Origin of the sequence: Burkholderia mycopellens (assembly GCF_964265025.1) — a bacterium.
Lineage (GTDB): Bacteria > Pseudomonadota > Gammaproteobacteria > Burkholderiales > Burkholderiaceae > Burkholderia.
The window spans coordinates 3,679,742-3,703,856 of the sequence record NZ_OZ183802.1; the positions used below are offsets into that span (position 1 = coordinate 3,679,742).

Annotated in this window: 25 protein-coding genes; 17 read left to right on the forward strand and 8 right to left on the reverse strand. The window is 68.0% G+C overall.

The genetic code is table 11. From position 1 onward, the window contains the following. Positions 1-13: 13 nt before the first annotated feature. Entirely contained in the window at positions 14-910 is an 897-nt protein-coding gene (locus ACPTTC_RS17140; RefSeq protein ID WP_423393177.1) for an alpha/beta fold hydrolase, read from the reverse strand. A gap of 276 nt (positions 911-1,186) precedes the next feature. Between ACPTTC_RS17140 and ACPTTC_RS17145 the strand changes: the two genes are divergently transcribed. Continuing rightward, complete coding sequence (locus ACPTTC_RS17145) at positions 1,187-2,146, forward strand: NAD(P)H-dependent flavin oxidoreductase (RefSeq protein WP_047852303.1); 960 nt, start codon at positions 1,187-1,189, stop codon at positions 2,144-2,146. Between the two features lie 115 nt (positions 2,147-2,261). Here the strand turns inward: ACPTTC_RS17145 and ACPTTC_RS17150 are convergent, their stop codons facing one another. From ACPTTC_RS17150 to ACPTTC_RS17160, 3 genes are all read right to left on the reverse strand, one after another. Beyond that, positions 2,262-3,224, reverse strand: coding sequence for a LysR family transcriptional regulator (locus ACPTTC_RS17150; RefSeq protein WP_175951356.1), 963 nt, complete (start codon positions 3,222-3,224; stop codon positions 2,262-2,264). 181 nt (positions 3,225-3,405) lie between these two features. After that, positions 3,406-4,482, reverse strand: a complete 1,077-nt coding sequence (locus ACPTTC_RS17155; RefSeq protein ID WP_175951355.1) for a porin — start codon at positions 4,480-4,482, stop codon at positions 3,406-3,408. A 335-nt stretch (positions 4,483-4,817) separates the two neighbouring features. Next, positions 4,818-5,300 (reverse strand): peptide-binding protein, encoded by a 483-nt coding sequence (locus tag ACPTTC_RS17160; protein ID WP_423393178.1) that lies wholly within the window; start codon positions 5,298-5,300, stop codon positions 4,818-4,820. Positions 5,301-5,647: 347 nt separating this feature from the next. Between ACPTTC_RS17160 and ACPTTC_RS17165 the strand changes: the two genes are divergently transcribed. The 6 genes from ACPTTC_RS17165 (at position 5,648) to ACPTTC_RS17190 (ending at position 12,791) form a co-directional block, all read left to right on the forward strand. After that, entirely contained in the window at positions 5,648-6,679 is a 1,032-nt protein-coding gene (locus ACPTTC_RS17165) for a bile acid:sodium symporter family protein (RefSeq protein WP_011353419.1), read from the forward strand. 359 nt (positions 6,680-7,038) lie between these two features. Beyond that, positions 7,039-8,877, forward strand: coding sequence for an EAL domain-containing protein (locus ACPTTC_RS17170; protein ID WP_423393179.1), 1,839 nt, complete (start codon positions 7,039-7,041; stop codon positions 8,875-8,877). Between the two features lie 368 nt (positions 8,878-9,245). Beyond that, positions 9,246-10,268: a LacI family DNA-binding transcriptional regulator gene (locus ACPTTC_RS17175; RefSeq protein WP_046544274.1), complete on the forward strand. Its 1,023-nt coding sequence runs from the start codon at positions 9,246-9,248 to the stop codon at positions 10,266-10,268. Beyond that, positions 10,265-11,545: an AGE family epimerase/isomerase gene (locus ACPTTC_RS17180; protein WP_423393180.1), complete on the forward strand. Its 1,281-nt coding sequence runs from the start codon at positions 10,265-10,267 to the stop codon at positions 11,543-11,545. Before ACPTTC_RS17175 ends, ACPTTC_RS17180 begins: the two co-directional genes overlap by 4 nt. Next, a complete protein-coding gene (locus ACPTTC_RS17185; RefSeq protein WP_226198541.1) occupies positions 11,542-12,450 on the forward strand; it encodes a carbohydrate kinase family protein in 909 nt (302 codons plus the stop codon). The genes ACPTTC_RS17180 and ACPTTC_RS17185 overlap by 4 nt, the downstream gene beginning before the upstream one ends. Positions 12,451-12,569: 119 nt before the next feature. Beyond that, positions 12,570-12,791 (forward strand): hypothetical protein, encoded by a 222-nt coding sequence (locus ACPTTC_RS17190; RefSeq protein ID WP_129513135.1) that lies wholly within the window; start codon positions 12,570-12,572, stop codon positions 12,789-12,791. A gap of 22 nt (positions 12,792-12,813) precedes the next feature. Here ACPTTC_RS17190 and ACPTTC_RS17195 read toward each other — a convergent pair whose 3' ends face one another. Together ACPTTC_RS17195 and ACPTTC_RS17200 are read right to left on the reverse strand one after the other, a co-directional pair. After that, positions 12,814-13,008, reverse strand: a complete 195-nt coding sequence (locus tag ACPTTC_RS17195; RefSeq protein WP_006484654.1) for a DUF2905 domain-containing protein — start codon at positions 13,006-13,008, stop codon at positions 12,814-12,816. 11 nt (positions 13,009-13,019) lie between these two features. Then, positions 13,020-14,216 (reverse strand): class I SAM-dependent methyltransferase, encoded by a 1,197-nt coding sequence (locus ACPTTC_RS17200; RefSeq protein WP_423393181.1) that lies wholly within the window; start codon positions 14,214-14,216, stop codon positions 13,020-13,022. Positions 14,217-14,229: 13 nt separating this feature from the next. Between ACPTTC_RS17200 and ACPTTC_RS17205 the strand changes: the two genes are divergently transcribed. The 10 genes from ACPTTC_RS17205 (at position 14,230) to ACPTTC_RS17250 (ending at position 21,749) form a co-directional block, all read left to right on the forward strand. Beyond that, complete coding sequence (locus tag ACPTTC_RS17205; RefSeq protein ID WP_047852306.1) at positions 14,230-14,973, forward strand: SDR family oxidoreductase; 744 nt, start codon at positions 14,230-14,232, stop codon at positions 14,971-14,973. A 78-nt stretch (positions 14,974-15,051) separates the two neighbouring features. Then, a complete protein-coding gene (locus tag ACPTTC_RS17210) occupies positions 15,052-15,456 on the forward strand; it encodes a dihydroneopterin aldolase (protein ID WP_043186999.1) in 405 nt (134 codons plus the stop codon). Beyond that, the gene (gene ttcA, locus ACPTTC_RS17215; RefSeq protein ID WP_423393182.1) at positions 15,453-16,448 is read left to right on the forward strand and encodes a tRNA 2-thiocytidine(32) synthetase TtcA; all 996 of its coding nucleotides are present in this window, start codon (positions 15,453-15,455) and stop codon (positions 16,446-16,448) included. The genes ACPTTC_RS17210 and ttcA overlap by 4 nt, the downstream gene beginning before the upstream one ends. 135 nt (positions 16,449-16,583) lie before the next feature. Continuing rightward, the gene (gene glmU / locus ACPTTC_RS17220) at positions 16,584-17,945 is read left to right on the forward strand and encodes a bifunctional UDP-N-acetylglucosamine diphosphorylase/glucosamine-1-phosphate N-acetyltransferase GlmU (protein ID WP_423393183.1); all 1,362 of its coding nucleotides are present in this window, start codon (positions 16,584-16,586) and stop codon (positions 17,943-17,945) included. Between the two features lie 55 nt (positions 17,946-18,000). Continuing rightward, positions 18,001-19,818 carry a glutamine--fructose-6-phosphate transaminase (isomerizing) gene (glmS, locus tag ACPTTC_RS17225; RefSeq protein WP_423393184.1) on the forward strand — a complete coding sequence of 606 codons (1,818 nt, stop codon included), beginning with the start codon at positions 18,001-18,003 and terminating at the stop codon, positions 19,816-19,818. 130 nt (positions 19,819-19,948) lie between these two features. Beyond that, the gene (locus ACPTTC_RS17230; RefSeq protein WP_175951345.1) at positions 19,949-20,314 is read left to right on the forward strand and encodes a type II toxin-antitoxin system RelE/ParE family toxin; all 366 of its coding nucleotides are present in this window, start codon (positions 19,949-19,951) and stop codon (positions 20,312-20,314) included. Further along, positions 20,307-20,627, forward strand: coding sequence for a helix-turn-helix domain-containing protein (locus ACPTTC_RS17235; protein WP_175951344.1), 321 nt, complete (start codon positions 20,307-20,309; stop codon positions 20,625-20,627). The genes ACPTTC_RS17230 and ACPTTC_RS17235 overlap by 8 nt, the downstream gene beginning before the upstream one ends. Positions 20,628-20,694: 67 nt before the next feature. Further along, positions 20,695-21,162, forward strand: a complete 468-nt coding sequence (locus ACPTTC_RS17240; protein WP_423393185.1) for a hypothetical protein — start codon at positions 20,695-20,697, stop codon at positions 21,160-21,162. Next, complete coding sequence (locus tag ACPTTC_RS17245) at positions 21,162-21,380, forward strand: hypothetical protein (RefSeq protein WP_021162109.1); 219 nt, start codon at positions 21,162-21,164, stop codon at positions 21,378-21,380. Before ACPTTC_RS17240 ends, ACPTTC_RS17245 begins: the two co-directional genes overlap by 1 nt. Before the next feature lie 168 nt (positions 21,381-21,548). After that, positions 21,549-21,749: a heavy-metal-associated domain-containing protein gene (locus ACPTTC_RS17250; RefSeq protein ID WP_011353438.1), complete on the forward strand. Its 201-nt coding sequence runs from the start codon at positions 21,549-21,551 to the stop codon at positions 21,747-21,749. A 64-nt stretch (positions 21,750-21,813) separates the two neighbouring features. Here the strand turns inward: ACPTTC_RS17250 and ACPTTC_RS17255 are convergent, their stop codons facing one another. Next, the gene (locus ACPTTC_RS17255) at positions 21,814-23,304 is read right to left on the reverse strand and encodes an aldehyde dehydrogenase (protein WP_423393186.1); all 1,491 of its coding nucleotides are present in this window, start codon (positions 23,302-23,304) and stop codon (positions 21,814-21,816) included. A gap of 97 nt (positions 23,305-23,401) precedes the next feature. Further along, positions 23,402-23,953 (reverse strand): cupin domain-containing protein, encoded by a 552-nt coding sequence (locus tag ACPTTC_RS17260; protein WP_226198572.1) that lies wholly within the window; start codon positions 23,951-23,953, stop codon positions 23,402-23,404. Positions 23,954-24,115 lie beyond the last annotated feature (162 nt).

A 24,115-nucleotide genomic window follows, 5' to 3' on the forward strand; every position in this document is an offset into this window, starting at 1 on the left:
CGCTCGCGCATCGTCAGGCAGCCGTGTCGCGCGCGTCGAAGAACGCCAGCAGTTCGTCGATCAGCGCGACGGGCGCCTCTTCCGGAATGTAGTGTCCGCACTCGAGCGCGCGGCCGCTGACGTCGCGCGCCACGCGGCGCCATTCCTCGAGCGGATCGAAGCAGCGGCCGACGATCCCGTGCTCGCCCCACAGCACGCGCAGCGGACACGCAACCTTGTTGCCGCGCTCGAGATCCGCACGATCGTGCTCGAGATCGATCGTCGCGGATGCGCGGTAGTCCTCGCACATCGCATGCACGGCGCCCGGCTGCGCGAGCGCGGCCCGGTACGCGGCGAGCGCTTCGGGCGCGAACGGTGCGAGCCCGGCGGACCGGTTGCCCATCACGCGCTCGATGTACGCATCGGTATGCGCGCCGACCAGCGTCTCGGGCAGCGGCTCCGGCTGGATCAGGAAGAACCAGTGGAAATACGCGGTCGCGAACGCGCGATCGGTTTTCTCGTACATCGCGAGCGTCGGTGCGATGTCGAGCAGCATCATCCGCTCGACGGCGTCCGCGTGATCGAGCGCAAGCCGGTGTGCGACCCGCGCGCCGCGATCGTGCGCGCACACGTGGAAGTGCTCGAAGCCGAAATGCCGCATCACGGCGACCTGGTCGGCCGCCATCGCACGTTTCGAATACGGCGCATGCCGCGCGTCGCTCGGCGGCTTGCCCGACGCGCCGTAACCGCGCAGGTCGGTGGCGATCACCGTGAAATGATCCGCGAGCGTCGCGGCAACGCGATGCCAGATCATGTGGGTTTGCGGATGTCCGTGCAGCAACAGGAGCGGCGGACCCGCGCCTCCTTTGACACCGAAGATGTCGGTGTCCTGCACCGTCACGCGAAACGGTGCAAACGCCTCAAACGACATGGTTTGTTTCTCGTTGGTTTGTTATGGCGGCTATTTTAGGAGCGCTTGCACATCTCCACAGCGGGGCGACAGCCGGAATCCGTAGAAAGAGAACACTCACTCGATTGCCGGCACACCGCGCATTTTGTTAAGCTCGCGTAGAATCGCACGATCGTTCGTATTAATATGAACGACCTCGTTTCGCAGCTACACTCGAATCATCATCACCGTTCGACCGCAAAGCATGGCGGCGTCGGCGCGACCGCGCGGCCGCCCCCTGGAGACTGGAGACATCACATGGCCTTGCCCACCGTCCTGCAGAACCTGACGCTGCCCGTCATCGCGTCGCCGATGTTCATCGTCAGCTACCCCGAACTTGTGCTCGCGCAATGCAAGGCGGGCATCGTCGGTTCGTTCCCCGCGCTCAACGCCCGTCCGGCCGAACTGCTCGACGAGTGGCTCACGCAGATCCAGTCCGAGCTCGCCGACCACCAGGCAAAAAATCCCGACGCGGTGATCGGCCCGATCGCGGTCAACCAGATCGTCCACCAGTCGAATGCGCGGCTCGAACACGACGTGCGCGTGTGCGTCGAGCACAAGGTGCCGATCTTCATCACGAGCCTGCGCGCACCGGCGCGCGAGATCGTCGACGCGGTGCACAGCTACGGCGGCATCGTGCTGCACGACGTGATCAATCTGCGTCATGCGCAGAAGGCGCTCGAAGCCGGGGTCGACGGGCTGATCCTCGTCGCGGCCGGCGCAGGCGGCCACGCGGGCACGACGTCGCCGTTCGCGCTTGTCGGCGAAGTCCGCAAGATCTTCGACGGCCCGATCGTGCTGTCCGGCGCGATCGCGAACGGCGGCTCGATCCTGGCGGCGCAGGCGATGGGCGCCGACTTCGCGTACATGGGCACGCGCTTCATCGCGACGCAGGAAGCGCACGCGATCGACGACTACAAGCACGCGATCGTGAACGCGAAATCGTCGGACATCATCTACACGAACCTCTTCACGGGCGTGCACGGCAACTACATCCGCGAGAGCATCGAGAAGGCCGGCCTCGATCCGGAAGCGCTGCCAGAATCCGACAAGACCAAGATGAATTTCGGCAGCGACAAGACGAAGGCGTGGAAGGACATCTGGGGTGCCGGCCAGGGCGTCGGCCTGATGGACGACCTGCCGAGCGTGGGCGCGCTCGTCGAGCGCCTGAAGCGCGAGTACGACGACGCAAAGGCGCGGCTCGGCATCCCGCGCTGACGGATGCGGCGGCCATGGCGGCCGCCGCCGGCGCGAATGCCATCCGACAAAACAAAAAGCGCGAACCGAAGCGGTTCGCGCTTTTTTATTGCCCCGCTTCCGCGGGAAAGACGGCTCAGACCGCGCGCTTCATCCGCGTCATCGGCAGCACGCGCAGGCGCGATTCGATCGACGGACACAGCGACTGCCCTTCGAAACGCGCCGCCAGGAAGTCGACGAACGAACGCACCTTCGCGGACACGTGACGACGGCTCGCGTAGACCGCATAGATCGGCGCCTCGTGCGGCGGCACCGCATCGAGCAGCACCGGCACGAGCCGGCCGGACTCGATGTCGTCGCCGACCACCTCGGTGCCGAGCAGCGCGATGCCCGCGCCCGCGAGCACGGCCGCACGCAGCCCTTCGAGATGATTCACGATCAGGTTGCCGTTGAGGTTCACGCGCGACGCGGCGGCCGCATCGATCACCAGCGAATCGAGCATCGTCGAATTCGAGTCGCGCCGCAGATAGTTGTGGTGCGCGAGATCGGCGATCGTCGCGGGCGTGCCGTGCTTCTCGAGATACTCGGGCGACGCGACCAGCAGGATGTGCGCGGTCGCGATCTGCCGCGCGACCAGCGACGACGATTTCAATCCGTTCGGCGCCGCACGCACCGCGACGTCGTAGCCTTCCTCGATCAGGTCGACCACGCGATCGGACAGCGTCATGTCGACGGTCACGTCCGGAAACCGGCCCGCATAATCGGTGACGGCCTGCATCACGTGCCGCAGCCCGAACGCCGAGAGCGACGTCACGCGCAGCCTGCCTTGCGGCACCACGCTCGCGGCGCCGACGGCCTGCCCGGCTTCGTCGAGTTCAGACAGCGCCTGCACGAGGCGCTCATAGTATTCGCGTCCCGCCTCGGTAGGGGCGACGCGTCGTGTCGTGCGATGCAGCAGCCGCGCACCGAGCTGCTGCTCGAGATGCATCACGTGCTTGCTCGCCATCGCAGCCGACATCTGCATGCGCTCGGCCGCGCCGACGAAGCTGCCCACTTCGACGACGTAGCGAAACACATTCATGCTGACGAGGGTATCCATCGAACTAGCTCGTAATGACGGGGGAATGGTCCAATTACGAGATAGGGTAACAAAGGCGGGGAAACAGAAAGGTCAAGAAAGGCAAAACGGCGCCGCGGGGTCGCGGCGCCGTTTTGGCGGGAAAACATGCAGTCCGGCCGCGCTTTTGGCGCGCGGCCGGCGCACCGGTCGCGCGTGCGCGTCAGAACTTCGCGCGGATGCCGGCGCCGAACGTGTTGCCGGTCGACAGGCCGCTGATGTGGTCGTTCATGTACGCAGCGTAGACGTCCGTACGCTTGGACAGCGGATAGTCGTAGCCGACGGCCCAGGTCTGGCGCGTCTGATCGAGGCCGCCCGCATCGCGCGAGTACGCGTACGACGCCATCGCGCTGCCGACGCCGAGCGGCACCGACACGCCGCCCTGCGCGGTATTCACGTGCCAGCTGCCCGCGACCTGGTCGTTCTTCGTATACATGTACTGGCCGAACAGCTTCACGTATTTCAGGTCGTAGGTCGCGCCGACTTGCGCGATGCCCTGGCTCTTCATGCCGGCCACCAGCGCGCTCAGGTCACGCGGGCCGTTGTTGAAGTTCACGTACTGGTAGACCGCGGTCGCCGCGAACGGGCCGTTCGCGTAGTTGAACTGCGCGCTCCACTTCTTCGAGCCGTTGTCGCCGGCCTGGTTGCCGAGCGCGTACATCGCGCCGAAATTCAGGCCACCGAACGACGGCGACGTGTACGACAGCGCGTTGTTCCAGCCCGAATCGCCGACGGCACCCTGGTCGCTCGGGTAGGTCGGGAACGTGCCGAGGCCGAGGAACACGTGGTACACCATCGGCGAGAAGGTGTACGAGTCGTAGAACGGGTTGAACAGGATCGTCGACAGGAACAGGTGCGTCGTCAGGCGGCCGGCCGTCACCGTGCCGTACGGCGAATCGATGCCGACATAGGCGTTGCGTGCGAAGAACGTGTCACCCTGGAAGCGGCCGAACTGGCCGTTCTGCGCGCGGAAGAAGCTTTCCAGCGTAAAGATCGCCTTATAGCCGTTGCCGAGATCCTCGGCGCCGTGCAAGCCCCAGTACGACGTCGACATCCCGCCGCCGCTCACGTTCCACGCGCGGTCGCCGCCCGGGAACTTGGTTGCGCCGACCCATTCGTCGACCTGACCGTAGAGCGACACGCTCGACTGTGCATGGACGGGAGCGGCAGCCGCCACGCAGGCGGCCGCGGCGATCAGCTTGACGGACGTGCGCGACGCACGGCGAGCGAGTGCTTTCATGGGATCTCCAGGTTTTGTCGAATAGTCGATAAGTGGCGCGAGCGTTGTTTTTGGGAGCCGAGTGCTTGCGTCGTATGGGGCGCAGCCATCTTTACGGATCATTCGTCCGGTCAAAATTGCGCACACTTATTGCGGGTATAGCGGCGGCATTAACTTCGCGGAATGGATGCATGGCCGGGCAGCCCGGCGTGAACGCGATCGCACGGCGGGACGGCAGCGTGGCGCACGCGAACCGGGCGCGAAAGATAGCGCAATGCGACGGGAAAATCAGCGGAAATCTGTGCGCGACTGTGGCGAATTCGCATCAGCCGGCGGAGGGACGAGCGCGCAGGCGCTCAGTTTCGGTAGAACGGGGAGAAAAACGGCGAGTGCGCAGGTTCTTCCTGCGAGCGGGGCGGCGGCATCGGACGTCCGCCGCGCTCCTCGTTATAGCGCGCGACATCGGCGCGGATCGACCCGGCGCGCAGCGGCACGTTGCCGCCGCCCGGCGGGCGCGGCATCTGGCGCACGTCGGTGCTGATCGGGCGATACGGGCTTTGCGCGGCGTAATGGCCATACGACGGCGTCGGCCGCAGCCCCCAGCGGGAGCCGTAGCCGTTCACGCCGCCGGCGCGTGCACCGGCGGGCGGCGCAGCGCGGCGCCAGACCGCCCCCCCGCCGGCCGGCTGACCGTACGCGCGCATGTCGCCACCGCCGAAGCCGTGGCCACCGAACGCATGACCACCGTGGGGCGGTTGCGCGAGCGCGAGCGGCATCAGCAGCGCGCCGAGCACGCCTGCCACCCATCGTCCGATCTTCCGTTTCACCCGTTCCGTCATCGTTCAGTGCCTGTCCATGCCCGGTGCCGGCCGCTTTTTGGCCGACGCAAGGCTTTCAGCAGTAATTTATGAGCGGGCCGAAAGCGTGTCGAGCCAAAAAGTGTTATGTCGCCGGCATCGGTGTAACACCATGTTACTGCTAGGTTTTTTCACTTCTGCAGGGGACCGGGACAGAACATTCTTCTGCCGTTTTGCGCATGGCCGGGCCGGTGCGGTGAGCACTATTACATGAGACTGGCTCATCAATCGATTCCCACAATGAATTTGTGTAGTGAATCGCCAACCGGGACAATGGCGCCATCCGCGCGCGCGACGCGCGCCTCCGTCGTTTCCGAATCGAGTTCCCGATGGCCCGTCCCCGTTTTCTTCCCGACAACTTCACGCTCGCGCTCGTCGGCACCGTCGTGCTCGCGAGCCTCCTGCCGTGCCGCGGCCCGGCCGCCCACGCGTTCAACTGGGCGACCAACATCGCCGTCGGCCTGCTGTTCTTCCTGCACGGCGCGAAGCTGTCGCGCGAAGCCGTCGTCGCGGGCGCGACCCACTGGCGGCTGCACGCGGTCGTGCTGCTCAGCACGTTCGCGCTGTTCCCGCTGCTCGGTCTCGCGCTGAAACCCGTGCTGCAGCCGCTCGTCACGCCGACGTTGTATGCGGGCGTGCTGTTCCTGTGCACGCTGCCGTCGACGGTCCAGTCGTCGATCGCGTTCACGTCGATCGCGAAGGGCAACGTGCCTGCCGCCGTGTGCGCGGCATCCGCGTCGAGCCTGCTCGGAATCTTCGTCACGCCGGCGCTCGTCGGGCTGATGATCACGTCGCAGTCGGCAGCCGCCGCGTCGCCGTGGAGCACCGTCGGCAGCATCGTGATGCAGCTGCTCGTGCCGTTCATCGCCGGCCAGTTGCTGCGGCCCGTGATCGGCGGCTGGATCGACCGCAACCGCGGCGTACTGCGCTTCGTCGACCAGGGTTCGATCCTGCTCGTCGTCTACGTCGCCTTCAGCGAGGCCGTCAACGAAGGCCTGTGGCACCAGATCCCACCGCGCGCGCTCGGCGGCCTGCTCGTCGTCAACCTCGTGCTGCTCGCGATCGCGCTGCTGCTGACCGCGTTCGTCAGCAAACGGCTCGGCTTCAACCGCGCCGACCAGATCACGATCATCTTCTGCGGATCGAAGAAGAGCCTCGCGGCCGGCGTGCCGATGGCGAAGGTGATCTTCTCGGCGAACGCGGTCGGCGCGATCGTGCTGCCGTTGATGCTGTTCCACCAGATTCAGTTGATGGCCTGCGCGGCACTCGCGCAGCGTTGGGGCGCGCGCGACATGAGCGGCGAGCACGACGAGGGCGACGCGACATCGGCGCCGGGCGCGCTGAGCGCGGGCAAGCGCTGACGATCCGCGCGTCGGGACGGCCGTCGAGGGGCGCCGTCCCGACGTTCTCGGGTTCTCGGGTTCTCGGGTTCTCGGGTTCTCGGGTTCTCGGGTTCTCGGGTTCTCGGGTTCTCGGGTTCTCGGGTTCTCGGGTTCTCGGGTTCTCGGGTTCTCGGGTTCTCGGGTTCCGGGTTCCGGGTTCCGGGTTCCGGGCTCCGGGTGCCCGCCTTCCCTCCACACGCCCCCCACTTCCAAACGCACACCGATGCGCCCCAAGCGCGATGCACCAGCAGCGCCCATCGCGTCACGAAATCTTCATTCAATTATCCGCGAGCGGTGCCGTTAAATCGGGCGTCCCGTCGATTCGGCTGTCCTCGCCCATGCCCGCGCCCCACCCCGACTCCGCTGCCGCCAGCATCACGCGCCTGATCGCGGATCGCGCGCTCGCCGCCGTGTTCCAGCCGATCGTCGATCTCGGGTCGGGAACGGTCGTCGGATACGAGGGCCTGATACGCGGCCCAAGCGGCACCGACCTCGAGCCGCCCGTCGCGCTGTTCGCGCAGGCCGCGCGCGAAGGCGAAACCATCGCGCTCGAACAGGCGGCCGCGCTCACCTGCCTCGACGCGTTCGCGGCGCTCGGCTGCGACGGCAAGCTGTTCCTCAATTTCAGCGCGGGCACGATCCTGCAGCTCGCGCGCGAACGGGAGCGCGTACGCCAGCGCCTCGTCCGCGCGCGGATCGGCGCCGAGCGCATCGTGATCGAGCTAACCGAACAGAACGCGACGCCGGACATCGCCCAGATCGGGCCGGCCGTCGCGTCGCTGCGCGACGCCGGCGTCCAGTTCGCGCTCGACGACTACGGCACCGCGAACGCGAGCATGAACCTGTGGCTGCGCCTGCAGCCGGACGTCGTGAAGATCGACCGCTTCTTCATCCACGACATCGCCCGCGACCCGCTGAAGTTCGAGGCCGTGAAAGCGATGCAGCACTTCGCGCAGGCGAGCGGCGCGCAACTGATCGCGGAAGGCATCGAGAACGAATGCGACCTGATCGTCGTGCGCGACATGGGCATCCGCTGCGTACAGGGCTTCCTGCTCGGCCGGCCGAACGCGCAGCCGTCGCAGGTCGTCGCGCCGGCCGCGCGCGATGCGATCCGCGCGCCGCACATCGCGGTGTTTCCCGGCGCGACGCGCTCGGTGCGGCCGGCCGGCACGATCGCCGGGAAGATGCTGGTGCCGGCGCCGGCGCTGCCGCGCGACGCGACCAGCAACGACGTGCTCGACTTGTTCAACCGAATGCCCGACCTGCATGCGGTCGCGCTCGTCGAACGCGGGCGGCCCGTCGCGCTCGTGAATCGCCGCGGCTTCATCGACCGCTTCGCGCTGCCGTACCACCGCGAGGTGTTCGGGAAGAAGCCGTGCCTCCAGTTCGCGAACGACGCACCGCTGATGATCGACAACGCGACGACGTTCGAGCAGCTCGCGACGCTGCTCGCGAGCCACGACCAGCGCTATCTCGCGGACGGCTTCGTGATCACCGAACACGGCCGCTACGTCGGGCTCGGCACCGGCGAGAGCCTCGTTCGCGCGGTGACCGAGATGCGCATCGAGGCCGCGCGCTACGCGAATCCGCTGACGTTCCTGCCCGGCAACATCCCGATCAGCGCGCACATCGACCGCCTGCTCCAGCGCGACGCGGGCTTTCATGCGTGCTACGTCGACCTGAACCTGTTCAAGCCGTTCAACGACCAGTACGGCTACTGGCAGGGCGACGAGGTGCTGAAGTTCGCGGCGACGGTGCTGGCCGGCGTGTGCGACCCGCAGCGCGACTTTCTCGGGCACGTCGGCGGCGACGATTTCCTCGTGCTGTTCCAGCGCGCCGACTGGCGCGAGCGCGCCGCCGACGCGATCGCCCGCTTCAACGACGGCGCGCAGCTGTTCTACACGCAGGCCGACCGGCAGGCAGGCGGGCTGCGTGGCGAGGACCGCCACGGCAACCCGGCATTCTTCGGCTTCGTGACGATGGCGATCGGCGCGGTCGGCGTGCCGGCCGGCGCGCACGGCGCGAAGCGCTACGGCAGCGACGAGATCGCGTCGGTCGCAGCGCTCGCGAAGCGGCGCGCGAAACAGCAGCCGGACGGGCTCGCGGTCGTCGACCTCGACGCGGGGCGCGCCGCGCTGCGCCATCGCGGCGAACCGCCGGCCGTGGCGATACGCTGAGCGGCGGGCGGCCGGCGTTTGCACGCCCGGCGGCGCCCGGTGCGGCGGGGGCGCGCCTGCGCCCCCGCCCATCAAGCAGCCGGACCGTTAGTTGCACACCGACCTCCCGGTGGTCGGCGGAGGCAGTCGGGCACGGTTCGCGCTGACGCGTGAAGCCAGTCCGTTTGCCCCCATTTCCTGCTCGCCAGGCGCCCGCACGTCCACCTTGCCTTTTTCGCGTTTTGTTTAGTATTTTTAGTAACGGCGTTTTCGCAGATTAGCGCTTAAAAACCGGGATTTCACGGGTATTCCCCTGTTATCCGGCCCGAATTCCGCGACACGTTTTACTATACAATCGCTTTCACCCTAAACAAACCGGACCCCGAACGATGGGTACGACCATTCGCGATGTGGCGCGGGCGGCAGAGGTTTCGATCGGCACCGTCTCCCGCGCGCTGAAAAACCAGCCGGGCCTGTCCGAAGCGACGCGTGCGCGCATCGTCGAGATCGCGCAGCGGCTCGGCTACGACCCCGCGCAGTTGCGGCCGCGCATCCGCCGGCTCACCTTCCTGCTGCACCGCCAGCACAACCGCTTTCCGGCCAGCCCGTTCTTCTCGCACGTGCTGCACGGCGTCGAGGACGCGTGCCGGGAGCGCGGCATCGTGCCGACGCTGCTCACGGTCGGGCCGAACGACGACGTGCTGCGCCAGATGCGCCCGCACGCGCCCGACGCGATCGCGGTGGCCGGCTTCATCGAGCCGGAAACGATCGAGGCGCTCGCCGCGACCGGCCGGCCGCTCGTGCTGATCGACCTGTGGGCGCCCGGGTTGCGCTCGGTGAACATCGACAACGCGACGGGCGCGGCGCTCGCGATGCGCCACCTGCTCGCCACCGGCCGCACGCGGATCGCGTTCATCGGCGGCTCGCCCGCGCACTACAGCATCGCGCAGCGCGCGATCGGCTACCGGCGCGCGTTCTTCGAGGCCGGGCGGCTGTTCGATCCCGCGTACGAAGTAACGATCGATGCAGGGCTCGATCCCGACACCGGCGCCGCGCGCGCGATGGAGCAGCTGCTCGACGCGCCGGGCCCGCGCCCGGAAGCCGTCTTCGCGTACAACGACGCAGCCGCGCTCGCCGCGCAGCGCGTCTGCACCGCGCGCGGGCTGCGCATTCCCGACGACATCGCGATCGTCGGCTTCGACAACATCCCGGCTGCCGCACACGCAAGCCCGCCGCTCACAACGCTCGCGGTCGACAAGGAAGCGCTCGGCCGCCGCGGCGTCGAGCTGCTGCTCGCGGAAGCACCCGAGCGCACCGAGATTTCCCTGCCCGTCGAGCTGATCGTGCGGGCCAGCAGTCAGCCCGCCGGCTCCCCGGCACTCGATACCGCCACGGTCACCGAATCATCATGAACATGCCCCCGGTCCAACCCTGCACGGCCGCGCCGGCCGCCCACACACAAGCCGCGCCGTTCGTCGCGAGTTTCCGCGATCCGTCGTTCCTGCTGTCGCACATCGAGGACACGCTGCGCTTCTACGCAACGAATGCGTTCGACCCGACGGGCGGCTTCCATCATTACTTCCGCGACGACGGCAGCCTTTACAACCGCACGTCGCGCCACCTCGTCAGCAGTTGCCGGTTCGTCTTCAACTACGCGATGGCGTACCGGCATTTCGGCGATCCGCGCCACCTGGAATATGCGCGCCACGGGCTGCGCTTCCTGCGCGACGCGCACTGGGACGACGAACTGCAGGGCTACGACTGGGAACTCGACTGGCGCGACGGCGCGAAGCGCGCGACGCTCGACGGCACGCGCCACTGCTACGGGCTCGCGTTCGTGCTGCTCGCGGCCGCGCACGCGACGATGGCCGGCCTCGACGAGGCCCGCCCGCTGATCGCGGCCACCTTCGAGCTCGCCGAACACCGCTTCTGGGATGCGGCCGCGGGCCTCTATGCGGACGACGCGACGCCGAACTGGGTCGTGTCGTCGTACCGCGGCCAGAACGCGAACATGCACATGACGGAGGCGCTGCTCGCGGCCTACGAGGCGACCGGCCACCTCACGTACCTCGATCGCGCAGAGAAAATCGCGAGCCACGTCACGCAGCGCCAGGCCGCGCTGTCGGGCGGGCTCGTGTGGGAGCACTACCATGCGGACTGGTCGGTCGACTGGGACTACAACAAGGAAGACAGCTCGAACATCTTCCGTCCGTGGGGCTTCCAGCCCGGGCACCAGACCGAATGGGCGAAGCTGCTGCTGATCCTCGAGCGGCACCGCCCGCTCGACTGGCTCGTGCCGCGCGCGACCGAACTGTTCGACGCGGCGCTCGCGCACGCATGGGACGCCGATCACGGCGGCCTGTGCTACGGCTTCGGCCCCGACTTCACGATCTGCGACCACAACAAGTATTTCTGGGTGCAGGCGGAAACCTTCGCGGCGGCCGCGATGCTCGGCGCGCGCACCGGCAGCGAGCGCTTCTGGGACTGGTACGACGAGATCTGGCGCTACAGCTGGACGCACTTCGTCGATCACCGCTACGGCGCGTGGTACCGCATCCTCACCTGCGACAACCGCAAGTACGGCGACGAGAAGAGCCCGGCCGGCAAGACCGACTATCACACGATGGGCGCATGCTACGACGTGCTCGCGACCCTCGCGCGCGCGCAGCGCAGCGAGCCGACGCAATGAGCGGCGGCACGTTTCCGGCTTTCGTGTCGGCGGGCGACATCCTGACCGACATGGTGCGTGCGGGCGACGCGCAATGGACCTCGGTGCCGGGCGGCGCCGGCTGGAACGTCGCGCGCGCGGTGGCGCGGCTCGGCGTGCCGAGCGCGCTCGCGGGCTCGATTGGCGAAGACTGCTTCTCCGACGTGCTGTGGCGCACGAGCGAAGCGGCCGGGCTCGACCTGCGCTTCCTGCAGCGCGTCGCGCGGCCGCCGCTGCTCGCGATCGTCCACGAGACCCGCCCGCCCGCGTACTTCTTCATCGGCGAAGCGAGCGCCGATCTCGCGTTCGATCCGGCGCAACTGCCGGCCGGCTGGACCGACCATGTGAAATGGGCGCATTTCGGCTGCATCAGCCTCGTGCGCGAACCGCTCGCCGGCACGCTGGCCGCGCTCGCGGCCGACCTGCACGCGCGTGGCGTGAAGATCAGCTTCGACCCGAACGTCCGGAACCTGATGACGGCCGCATACCGGCCGACGCTGGAAAAGATGGCCGCGCTCGCCGACCTGATCAAGGTGTCCGACGAGGACCTGCGGCACCTGTTCGGCGGCGACGGCCCCGACGCGATTGGCGCGGTGCGCGCGCTGAACCCGCACGCGGCGGTGCTCGTCACGCGCGGCGCGCAGGCGGCGACGCTCTACGCGGACGGCGACGTGCATGAAGCCAGCCCGCCGCGCGTCGAAGTGGCCGACACGGTTGGCGCGGGCGACGCGTCGATCGGCGGCATGCTGTTCAGCCTGATGGCCGCGCCGCAGCGATCGTGGCGCGAGCATCTCGCGTTCGCGCTGGCGGCGGGCGCCGCGGCGTGCCGGCATACGGGCGCGCACGCGCCGACGCTCGACGAGGTCGTCGCGCTGATCGAAGGCTGACCGAGGGTCGATCGAACGCGGCCGGACGCGCGCCGGCCGCCGTTCGGTCACCGATAAGCGGCGCTGTACATGCTGCGCCGCAGTGCTACGATGAAGTGTCCTTTTGCGGGAGAGGCACGATGGACACGAACACGTTCACGAAGGGCATCTACACGGCCAAGGCGCATACCCAGCATTCGGCCAACGGTCAGTTCCAGGGTTACGTGATCCTCTCGCGGGACGACGGAGACGACACCGAGAACACACGCTACGACGTCCACTCGACGAGCCCCAGCGAGGAAGAAGCGTTCGACGAGGCGAAGGCGCTCGCGCACCGGATCCTCGGCGAAATCGAGCTGTAACGCGCCGCCGTTCAGGCGCGGCTCAGAGGAGCCGCGCCACCATCGATACCAGCATCGTCAGCACCAGCGTCGACATGAACGGGAACGGGTAGCGCCGCCCGCCGAGCGTCAGCGTGACGTCGCCCGGCATCCGCCCGATGCCGAGCTTGCCGAGCCACGGCCAGCAGCGCGTCAGGATCATCACCGCGACGAACGACGCCATCAGCCAGCGCAGCATGTCGGCTCCCGTCAGAGTGCGTGCGAGCGGTCGCCGCGCGCGAACGCGTCGAGCGTGCCGTCGATGCCGCGCGAGAACGCGATCACCTTGAACAGCTCGCCCATCTCGGCTTCCGAGATCAGCTTCTGCACCGCGTTCGCGGCCGGCAGGAACGCGTGGATGTCCGACGGATCGATCGCGGCCAGCGCGTCGGTGATGCCTGCGTTCAGCAGGAAGCGCGCCTGCGACGTGTAGCCGAGCAGGTCGGCGCCGGCGGCAATGGCCGCGTCGTAGATGCCGGTGAATTCGACGTGCGCGGTGATGTCCTGCAGCCCCGGGTACAGGAACGGATCGTCGTGCGCGTGATGGCGGTAGTGGCACATCAGCGTGCCGCGGTCGCGCTGCGGATGGTAGTACTCGTGCGCGGGAAAGCCGTAGTCGACCAGCAGCACCGCGCCGCGCCCGAGCATCGCGCAGACGGTGCGCGTGAACGCCAGCGCGGCCTCGTGCGTCTCGGTCACATAGCCGTCGGCGACCTCGGCGGTGAGCCGCGCGAGCACCGGCGGCTGGCTGGCCGGCGCGGCGGGCCGATCCTCGAACACGAACGCCTGCCGCGCGTCGAGCGCGACGCCGCGCTCGTGCCACGCGCCGCCCGCCTTCGCGAACAGCCGCACGGGCATCGCATCGAGCACCTCGTTGCCGACGACGACGCCGTCGAACCGCTCGGGCAGCGCGTCGAGCCAGCGCACCTTCGCGGCAAGCGCCGGTGCGGCGGCCGTGATCGTGTCGCGCTGCCGTTCGCGCAGCTCGCCGGACAGGTCGACGATCAGGTATTCGTCGAGCCCGGCGCCGAGCGCGTCGAGCGCCGCGAGCAGCCCGGCCGCGAGCTTGCCCGTGCCGGCGCCGAATTCCATCACGCGACGCGTGCCGCTCGCCGCGAGCGCTTGCGCGACCGGTTGCGCGAGCGTCTGCGCGAACAGCGGCGACAGCTCGGGCGCGGTGACGAAGTCGCTGCCGTCGTCAGCGCGACGCCCGAACTTGCGCGCGCCGCCGCTGTAGTAGCCGAGGCCGGGCGCATACAGCGCGCGCTCCATGAAGCGGTCGAACGGCAGCCAGCCACCGGCAGCCGCGATCTCGTCGCGCAGTTGCGCGGCAAGGGTTTCGGACTGCGCAAGCGCGTCAGGGCCGGGAGCGGGTAAACTAGCGGGTTCGTGAGCTTTCGGGTTCATCCCGGCATTGTAAATGACCGTTTCAGCCGATACGTCGACCCAGCGCGTGGCGCTCGTCACAGGTGCCCTGGGCAGCGCGGCCGACGCCGCGTCGATCGGTCGCGCGCTCGCGACGGGATTCGCCCGGCGCGGCTGGGACGTCGCGCTGCAGCGCAGCCACGGCACGCCGCATGCGGCGGCCGACGCACTCGTCGCCGAAGTTGCGGCGCTCGGCCGCCGCGCGGTCGTGCTCGACGCCGATCTGGCCCTGGAAGCCGACGCCGCCGGACTCGTCGCCGCGTGCGGCGCGGCGCTCGGCCGGCCCGCGTGCGCGGTGTTCGTGAGCGCCAGCGCAGGCGCCGACGATGCCCATACGGTAGACGGCGCGTCGCTCGCCGGCGCACTCGCGCGCAACGTGACGGCCCCGCTCGCGCTGGCCCGCGCGCTCGCCGATGCGACGCCCGACGCCGCGCGCGAGCACGAAGCGCTGCGCGCCTGCGCGATCCACGTGCTGGATCAGGCACTGTTTCACCCTGCGCCGGCGCAGATGTCGCACGCGCTGATGCAGGCCGCGCTGAACCGCGCGACGTCGGCGCTGGCGCTGGCGCTCGCGCCGAAGGTGCGGGTCGCGGCGCTCGTGCGCGGCCACGCGCCGCACGCGGACGACATCGCGGCGGCCGCCTGCTATCTCGCGAGCGCACCGGGCGTCACCGGCGCGACGCTAACCGTCGACGGCGGCGAGCACCTCGTGCCGCCCGCCGCCGGCCCGAATGAATGAACTGCGCGGATCGCGCGGCCTGACTGCCGCCGCCCGCGCCGCTTTGCGTGTGCGCACGCCAATTTGACTGGGACGACCATGTTTTCCGCTCTCCTGCACCCCCGCCTCGCGGACTGCCGCAGGCTCTACCTGCGCGACTACGAAGTGCACATCAACATCGGTGCCTTCGAACACGAGAAGCGCGGCGAGCAGCGCGTCGTCATCAATGTCGACCTGTTCGTGCCGCTCGCGCTGTCCACCCCCGTCGACGACCGGCTGCATGAAATCGTCGACTACGATCTGATGAAGCAGAGCGTCACGCAATGCCTGGCGCGCGGCCACATCCACCTGCAGGAAACGCTGTGCGACGCGATCGCCGCGCGCCTGCTGGCGCACGATGCCGTGCGCGCGGTACGCGTCTGTACCGAGAAACCGGACGCTTATCCGGACTGCGACGCCGTCGGCGTCGAAGTCTTTCGCATCAAGGACGAGGAGCGCGCATGAACGCCCCCCACATGAATGACACGGCGGCCGATGCCGCCACCCTCGACGCGACCGCCGCCCCGGCCGCCCGCCCGGTGCTGACGCGCCGCGAACAGAAGGACGCGTACGAGAACAACAAGCTGTTCAAGCGGATCGTGCGCCAGGTCGGCCAGGCGATCGGCGACTTCAACATGATCGAGCAAGGCGACAAGGTGATGGTCTGCCTGTCGGGCGGCAAGGACAGCTACGCGATGCTCGACGTGCTGCTGCGCCTGCGCGAGCGCGCGCCGATCGACTTCGACATCGTCGCGGTGAACCTCGACCAGAAGCAGCCGGGCTTCCCCGAGCACGTGCTGCCGGAATACCTGAAGCAGGTCGGCGTGCCGTTCCACATCGAGAACCAGGACACCTACAGCATCGTGAAGCGGCTCGTGCCCGAGGGCAAGACGACCTGCTCGCTGTGCTCGCGGCTGCGCCGCGGGATCCTGTACCGCGTGGCCGGCGAGCTCGGCGCGACCAAGATCGCGCTCGGCCACCACCGCGACGACATCGTGCAGACGCTGCTGCTCAACATGTTCTACGGCGGCAAGCTGAAGGGGATGCCGCCGAAGCTGCAGTCGGACGACGGCAAGAACATCGTGATCCGCCCGCTCGCGTACGTGAAGGAAACCGATCTCGAGAAATACGCGGAACTGCGCGAATTCCCGATCATCCCGTGCAACCTGTGCGGCAGCCAGCCGAACCTGAAGCGCGCGGAAATGAAGGCGCTGATCCGCGAATGGGACAAGCGCTTCCCGGGCCGCGTCGACAACATGTTCAACGCGCTCGCGAAGGTCGTTCCGTCGCACCTGATGGACACGACGCTGTACCCGTTCCAGTCGCTGCGCGCGACAGGCGTTGCCGACCCGCAAGGCGACATCGCGTTCGACGAGGAACCGTGCGCGTCGGGCGACGACAGCGCCGCGCCGGGTGGCGCCCGGCCGATCTCGATCGTCCAGTTCGACGACCTGTAAGCAGGGCCCGAACACCTGCCGGAACGGGGCCGCAACGCCGCTTTCCGGCGCTGTCGCCCCGCCGCGACAGGCCCGGAACGGCGGGGGCCGCATGCTAAAATGGACGGCTTCGAACTCCTCTGACAAGCTGGCGCCATGAATATCGTGATTTTGGCGGCAGGCACCGGCAAGCGCATGCGTTCCGCGCTGCCGAAAGTGCTTCATCCCCTGGCCCGCAGGCCGCTCCTCTCCCACGTCATCGACACCGCGCGCACGCTGCAGCCGTCCCGGCTCGTCGTCGTCGTCGGTCATGGCGGCGAGCAGGTCCAGGCCGCCGTCGCCGCACCCGACGTCCAGTTCGCGGTGCAGGCCGAGCAGCTCGGCACCGGCCACGCGGTGCGCCAGGCGCTGCCGCTCCTCGATCCCGCGCAACCGACGCTCGTGCTGTACGGCGACGTGCCGCTCACCCGCGCATCGACGCTGCAACGCCTCGTCGACGCCGCGCGCGAAGGCCGCTACGGGATCCTGACGGTCACGCTCGACGATCCGACCGGCTACGGCCGCATCGTGCGCGACGCGGCCGGCTTCGTCACGCGCATCGTCGAACAGAAGGACGCGTCGCCCGAACAACTGAAGATCGCCGAGATCAACACCGGCATCATCGTCACGCCCACGGCCCAGCTGTCGATGTGGCTCGGCGCGCTGAAGAACGAGAACGCGCAGGGCGAGTACTACCTGACCGACGTCGTCGAACTCGCGATCGAGGCCGGTTTCGAGGTCGTCACCGCGCAGCCCGACGAGGAATGGGAAACGCTCGGCGTGAACAGCAAGGCGCAGCTCGCCGAGCTCGAACGCATCCACCAGCGCAATATCGCCGACGCGCTGCTCGTCGACGGCGTCACGCTCGCCGATCCGGCGCGCGTCGACGTGCGCGGCACGCTGCGCTGCGGCCGCGACGTGTCGATCGACGTGAACTGCGTGTTCGAAGGCAACGTGACGCTCGCCGACAACGTGACGATCGGCGCGAACTGCGTGATCCGCAACGCGTCGGTCGGCGCAGGCACGCGCATCGACGCATTCACGCACATCGACGGCGCCGAGCTCGGCGCGCACACCGTGATCGGCCCGTACGCGCGGCTGCGCCCCGGCACGCAACTCGCGGACGAAGCGCACGTCGGCAACTTCGTCGAGGTGAAGAACGCGGTGATCGGCCACGGCTCGAAGGCAAACCACCTCACGTACATCGGCGACGCCGACATCGGCGCACGCGTGAACATCGGCGCGGGCACGATCACCTGCAACTACGACGGCGCGAACAAGTTCCGCACCGTGATCGAGGACGACGTGTTCGTCGGCTCCGATACGCAGCTCGTCGCGCCCGTGCGCGTCGGCCGCGGCGTGACGATCGCCGCCGGCACGACGATCTGGAAGGACGTGGCCGACGGCCTGCTCGCGTTGAACGAGAAGACCCAGACCGCGAAGAGCGGCTACGTCCGCCCGGTCAAGAAGAAAAGCTGAACCTTTTTGCGGGCGCCCGGCGGCGTCCGCGTCGACTTACAGGACTCACTCATTCATGTGCGGCATTGTCGGCGCAGTTGCGCAGCGTAATATCGTTCCGGTGCTGATCGAAGGATTGCGGCGCCTCGAATACCGTGGCTACGACTCGTGCGGCGTCGCCGTGCTCGAGCCGGGCGCACCGAAGCGCGCGCGCAGCGTCGCGCGCGTCGCCGATCTCGACGCGCAGGTGCGCGAATCGCACCTCGAAGGCACCACCGGCGTCGCGCATACGCGCTGGGCGACGCACGGCGCGCCCGTCACGCACAACGCGCACCCGATCTTCTCGTCGAACGCGCTGGCGCTCGTCCACAACGGCATCATCGAGAACTTCGAATCGCTGCGCGAAGCGCTGCGCGCGAAGGGCTACGAATTCGTGTCGCAGACCGACACCGAAGTGATCGCCCACCTCGTGCACAGCCTGTATCGCGGCAACCTGTTCGACGCGGTGCGCGAAGCGGTGGGGCAGCTGCACGGCGCGTATGCGATCGCCGTGATCCACAAGGACCAGCCGCACACCGTCGTCGGCGCGCGCCAGGGTTCGCCGCTCGTGGTCGGCCACGGCGACGGCGAGAACTTCCTCGCGTCCGACGCGCTCGCGCTCGCGGGCAGCACCGACCGCTTCACGTTCCTCGAGGAAGGCGACGTGTGCGAGTTGTCGCTCGACGGCGTGAAGATCGTCGACCGGAACGGCGCGCTCGTGCAGCGCGAGATCCGCGTGGTGAGCGCCTACGGCGGCGCGGTCGAACTCGGGCCGTATCGCCACTTCATGCAGAAGGAAATCTTCGAGCAGCCGCGCGCGATCAGCGACACCGTGCCGCAAACCGAAACCTTCGACGCAACGCTGTTCGGCGACGCCGCGCCCGCCGCCTTCGCGGATATCGACAGCCTGCTGATCCTCGCGTGCGGCACGAGCTACTACTCGGGCCTCACCGCGAAATACTGGCTCGAATCGATCGCGAAGATCCCGACGCAGGTCGAGATCGCGAGCGAATACCGCTACCGCGAATCGGTGCCGAACCCGCGCCAGCTCGTGCTGGTGATCTCGCAGTCGGGCGAGACGGCCGACACGCTCGCCGCGCTCAAGCACGCGCAGTCGCTCGGCCACACGCACACGCTGGCCGTCTGCAACGTCGCGACGAGCGCGATGGTGCGCCTCACCGAAATGCAGTTCCTGACGCACGCGGGCACCGAGATCGGCGTCGCGTCGACGAAGGCGTTCACGACGCAACTCGTCGCGCTGTTCGTACTCGCGGCCACGCTCGGCAAGCTGCGCGGGCACGTCGATGCCGCTCAGGAAGCCGAATTCCTGAAGCAGTTGCGCCACCTGCCGGCCGCGCTGAACAGCGTGCTCGCGCTGGAGCCGCAGATCATCGCGTGGTCGGAGGAATTCGCACGCAAGGAAAACGCGCTGTTCCTCGGCCGCGGGCTGCACTACCCGATCGCGCTCGAAGGCGCGCTGAAGCTGAAGGAAATCTCGTACATCCACGCCGAGGCCTATCCGGCCGGCGAACTGAAGCACGGGCCGCTCGCGCTCGTCACGGAAGCGATGCCGGTCGTCACGGTCGCGCCGAACGACACGCTGCTCGAGAAGCTGAAGTCGAACATGCAGGAAGTGCGTGCGCGCGGCGGCGAACTGTACGTGTTCGCCGATGCGGACACGCAGATCGTCAACGACGACGGCCTGCACGTGATCCGGATGCCGGAACACTACGGGCAGCTGTCGCCGATCCTGCACGTCGTGCCGCTGCAATTGCTCGCGTATCACACCGCATGCGCGCGCGGCACCGACGTCGACAAGCCGCGGAACCTCGCGAAATCGGTGACGGTGGAGTAACGCGGGACGACCGGGATGGTCCTTGCCGGACCGTCCCGACCGCGTATCGGCGGGCAGCAGGCCATTCGGCCAGGTCGAAATATGTACCACGTAGTGGTATATAATCCTGTGCTAACTCGACCGGTCCGACATGCCTGCCTCCGTACGACGCGTCTTCAAGACGAAGTGGTTTCACAAGGCAGCCAGAAAAGCAGGAATCGCCGATGCCGAACTCTGCCGCGCCGCGCGGGAACTGGCGCGCGGCCAGGGCGTCGAGCTCGGCGGCAACGTCTGGAAAAAGCGCCTGGACGGGAATCGGCAGCGCGGGATCGTGCTGAGCAAGGTCGGGCAGGCGTGGGTTTTCGTGTTCCTGTTCGCAAAACGCGACAGGGACGACATCGACGAACGCGAACTGCGCGCCTTCAGAAAGCTCGCCGCGGATGTCGGGCGCCGCACCGACGCCGATATCGCGACGCTGATCGCACTGAAAGAGCTGGTGGAGATTTGCAATGGCTAAGAGTCGATTCAAGAGCGACGCAACGGAGGCGATCCACAGCGCCGCGTCGGGCCTCTATCGCGCAAACCTGATCGACAAGAAAACGATGCGCGAATACGACAATCTCTGCATCGAAGCCGCCCCGCAGTTCGATCCGCAAGCGATCGCCCGCATCCGCAAATCCGTCAACGTCAGCCAGAGCGTGTTCGCGCTCTACCTGAACACGACGACGTCGACGATCCGCCAATGGGAACAGGGCGACAAGCGGCCGAGCGGCATCGCGGCCCGGATGCTCCAGATCGTCGAGAAGCACGGGCTCGAGGTGTTCTCCTGAGCCGCTGCCCCGAATGCGCATGCACGGCCGGCCGAACGCGGGTCGCAAGGAATATGACGGAGAGACAATGGTAAGACTGATTGGATGCGGTGTGCTGGCGCTGACGTTCGTGTCGACGGGCTGGGCCGCCGAGCATTACGTCGAGGTCTGGAACCCGCCCGAGGCGCGGCTTCCGGCGGCCCACGCGCCGGAAGCCCGTACCCCGGCCGCGCACACGGGCGCCGACGCGCGCGCCGTCAAGAGCGCGGAGAAGCACGCGAATGCCACGCCCAAAGCCGCGGTGAAGCCGCACAAGCGCCGCGTCGCGCAGGCCGTGAAAGCCGGTTCGCATCGTTCGCCCGCGACCGCGGCCGAGAGGCCGGCCGCTCCGCGCCCCGTCGCGCAGCCCGCGCCGGGACGCCTGACGGTGATGCAGCCGGCTGCACCCGACGCGCAGCACGCCCTGAATGACTCCAACATCCCGCGGCAATACACGCCGGACGGCAACGTGCTGCAGGTCGGCACGCACGGCCGCTCCGCGGAGGTGACTCGATAATGGAAGCGCAAACCTACCACGGCTACCAGATCTGGGGCCACGCGATCCTGCAGCAGGACGAAATCCTGCAGCCCGAGCGCTTCGCGGCAAGCGGCACGATCACGCAGAACAACAAGCTGGTCGAGGCATCCGGCGTACTCGGCGTGTTCGACACCGAGGACGACGCGCGCGAAGCGGGGCTCGAATGGGCTCGCGCCTGGATCGACAGCCACCGCTGACCGCCCTCGGTCGCCCCTTCTCACCCGTTCGCACGGCGGCAGGCGGCCCGCCCGCCGCCTGATCGCTCATCCCGCAACCGCACGAGCACGCATGACGGCGCTTGACCTTCCCACCGTGGCAAGCTTCATGCTGTCGATGCTTGTCAATCGTCAACCCAGGAGAACACGATGGAATTCGAAGTCCAGGACATGACCTGCGGCGGCTGTGCCAACGCCATCACGCGCGCGGTGACGGCCGCCGATCCCGCCGCGAAGCTCGACATCGACGTCGCGGCGAAGATCGTCAAGGTCGAATCGGCACAAGGCGCGGAGCGCGTGCAGTCGATCATCGAAGCCGCCGGCTTCCACCCCGCGCTGCGCGCCGCATAACGCACACGCAACGCGACCCGCGGGCACACCGCCGCACGGCGCTGCGCCCGCGGCCGATTTCGCGTCAGCGCAGCCTGATCAGCGTCGACTTCAGCTCGGTGTACTTCTCGAGCGCGTGCAGCGACTTGTCGCGGCCGTTGCCCGACTGCTTGTAGCCGCCGAACGGGAAGTTCATGTCGCCGCCCTCGTCGTAGCAGTTCACCCAGACGGTGCCCGCACGCAGCCGGCGCGACACGTCGTGCGCGGTCGTCAGGTTCGATGTCCACACGGCCGCGGCCAACCCGTATTCGGTGTCGTTCGCGATCCGCACGGCCTCGTCGACGTCGTCGAACACGATCACCGACAGCACGGGCCCGAAGATCTCCTCACGCGCGATCCTCGCATCGGGCTTCACCTCGAACACCGTCGGCTCCACGTAGAAGCCGCCCGTTTCCTCCTTCACGCGCGCCCCGCCCGTGACGAGCCTGCCTTCGCCGCGCCCGGCCTCGATATAGCCGAGCACGCGCTCGAGCTGGATGCCGTCGACGATCGCGCCCATCGACACCGACGGATCGAGCGGGTTGCCGGGCACGTATGCGCGCGCGGCCGCGACGAGTTTCTCGATGAACGCGTCCTTGATGTCGCGATGCACGAGCAGCCGCGAACCCGCCGTGCACATCTCGCCCATGTTGTAGAAGATCGCGCCGGCGGCGGCCTGCGCCGCGCGGTCGAGATCGGGACAATCGGGCAGCACGATGTTCGGCGACTTGCCGCCGAGTTCGAGCCACGCGCGCTTCAGGTTCGACTGCGCGGCGTATTGCATGATCAGCTTGCCGACCGCAGTCGAGCCCGTGAACGCGATGCAGTCGACGTCGCGATGCAGCGCGAGCAGCTTGCCCGGCTCGCCCGCGCCCGGCACGACGTTGAACACGCCGGCCGGAATGCCGGCCTCGTACGCGAGCTGCGCGACACGGATCGCGGTCAGCGGCGATTTCTCCGACGGCTTCAGCACCACGCTGTTGCCGGCCGCGAGCGCCGGCCCGAATTTCCACGCGGCCATCAGGATCGGGAAGTTCCATGGCACGACGGCGGCCACCACGCCGACCGGCTCGCGCGTGACGAGACCGACGAGATGATGATCGGCCGGCGCGACCTCGCCGCCGACCTTGTCGATCGCTTCCGCGAACCATTCGACGCAGTACGCGGCGCCCGGCACGTCGACCGTCGTCGTGTCGCCGATCGGCTTGCCGGCGTCGAGCGTCTCGAGCAGCGACAGCTCGTCGAGATGCTCGCGCATCAGCGCGGCCCAGCGCAGCAGCACGGCCTTGCGCGCACGCGGGTTCAGCCCGGCCCACACGCCCGCGTCGAACGCGCGGCGCGCAGCGGCGACGGCCGCGTTCACGTCGGCTTCGCCGCAATCGGCGACCTTCGCGAGCACGCGGCCGTCGATCGGGCTCACGCAGTCGAACGTCTTGCCGCCGTGCGCATCGCGCGATGCGCCGTCGATGAATGCGCGCCCTTCGATCTTGAGCGACGCCGCCTTGTCCTGCCAGTCAGCCAAAGTCAACTTGTTCATCAGGATGCCTCAGTTTTTTGGCATTCGCGATGCGGCACGCCGCTGCGCATGACGCGCAGCCGGCCGGCAGCGAATGCAGTGACGCGCGGTGCGAAGGTCAGAAGGTCGCCGGCGAATTGGCCGAGACGACCTCGCAGATCTGTTCCGCGCTGGGATTGCGAAAACGGTGCGGCAAACGGCTTTCGAAGTAGTAGCCGTCTCCGGGGTCGAGCAGCCACGTCGCGCCGTCGACGGTCAGCTCGAGCCGGCCCGACACGACGACCCCGCCCTCGTGCCCTGCGTGCACGAGCATCTCGGGCCCTGTGTCGGCCTGCGGCTGGTAGACCTCGCGCAGGATGCACATATTGCGGTCCTTCATGCTCGCGCCGACCAGGTGAAACGCGAGCGTGTCGTTGCCGAGGTTCGGCATCTCGTCGCGACGCGACACGACCGAACGCGATTCGACGAGCTCGAACGTGAAGAATTCCGCGAGGCTCATCGGGATGCATTCGAGCAGCTTCTTCAGCGAGCCGACCGACGGGCTCACGCGGCCCTGTTCGATCAGCGAGATCGTGCCGTTGGTCACGCCGGCCCGCTTCGCGAGTTCGCGCTGCGACAGGCCTTGCTTGTTGCGCACGAAACGCAGGCGCTCGGCGACTTCGGTGGACATCGATTCGGTTTCGGACACGGTATGTGCGATGGCAAAGTGAAACGACGCGGTGGACAGCCGTTGAATATTCTAATCACTTTATGCCGAGCATTAGCGGGGAAAACCCTGAAAGGCGTTCGAAATAATGAACACCTCGCACATTATTCCGTTTGCGAATCTTTT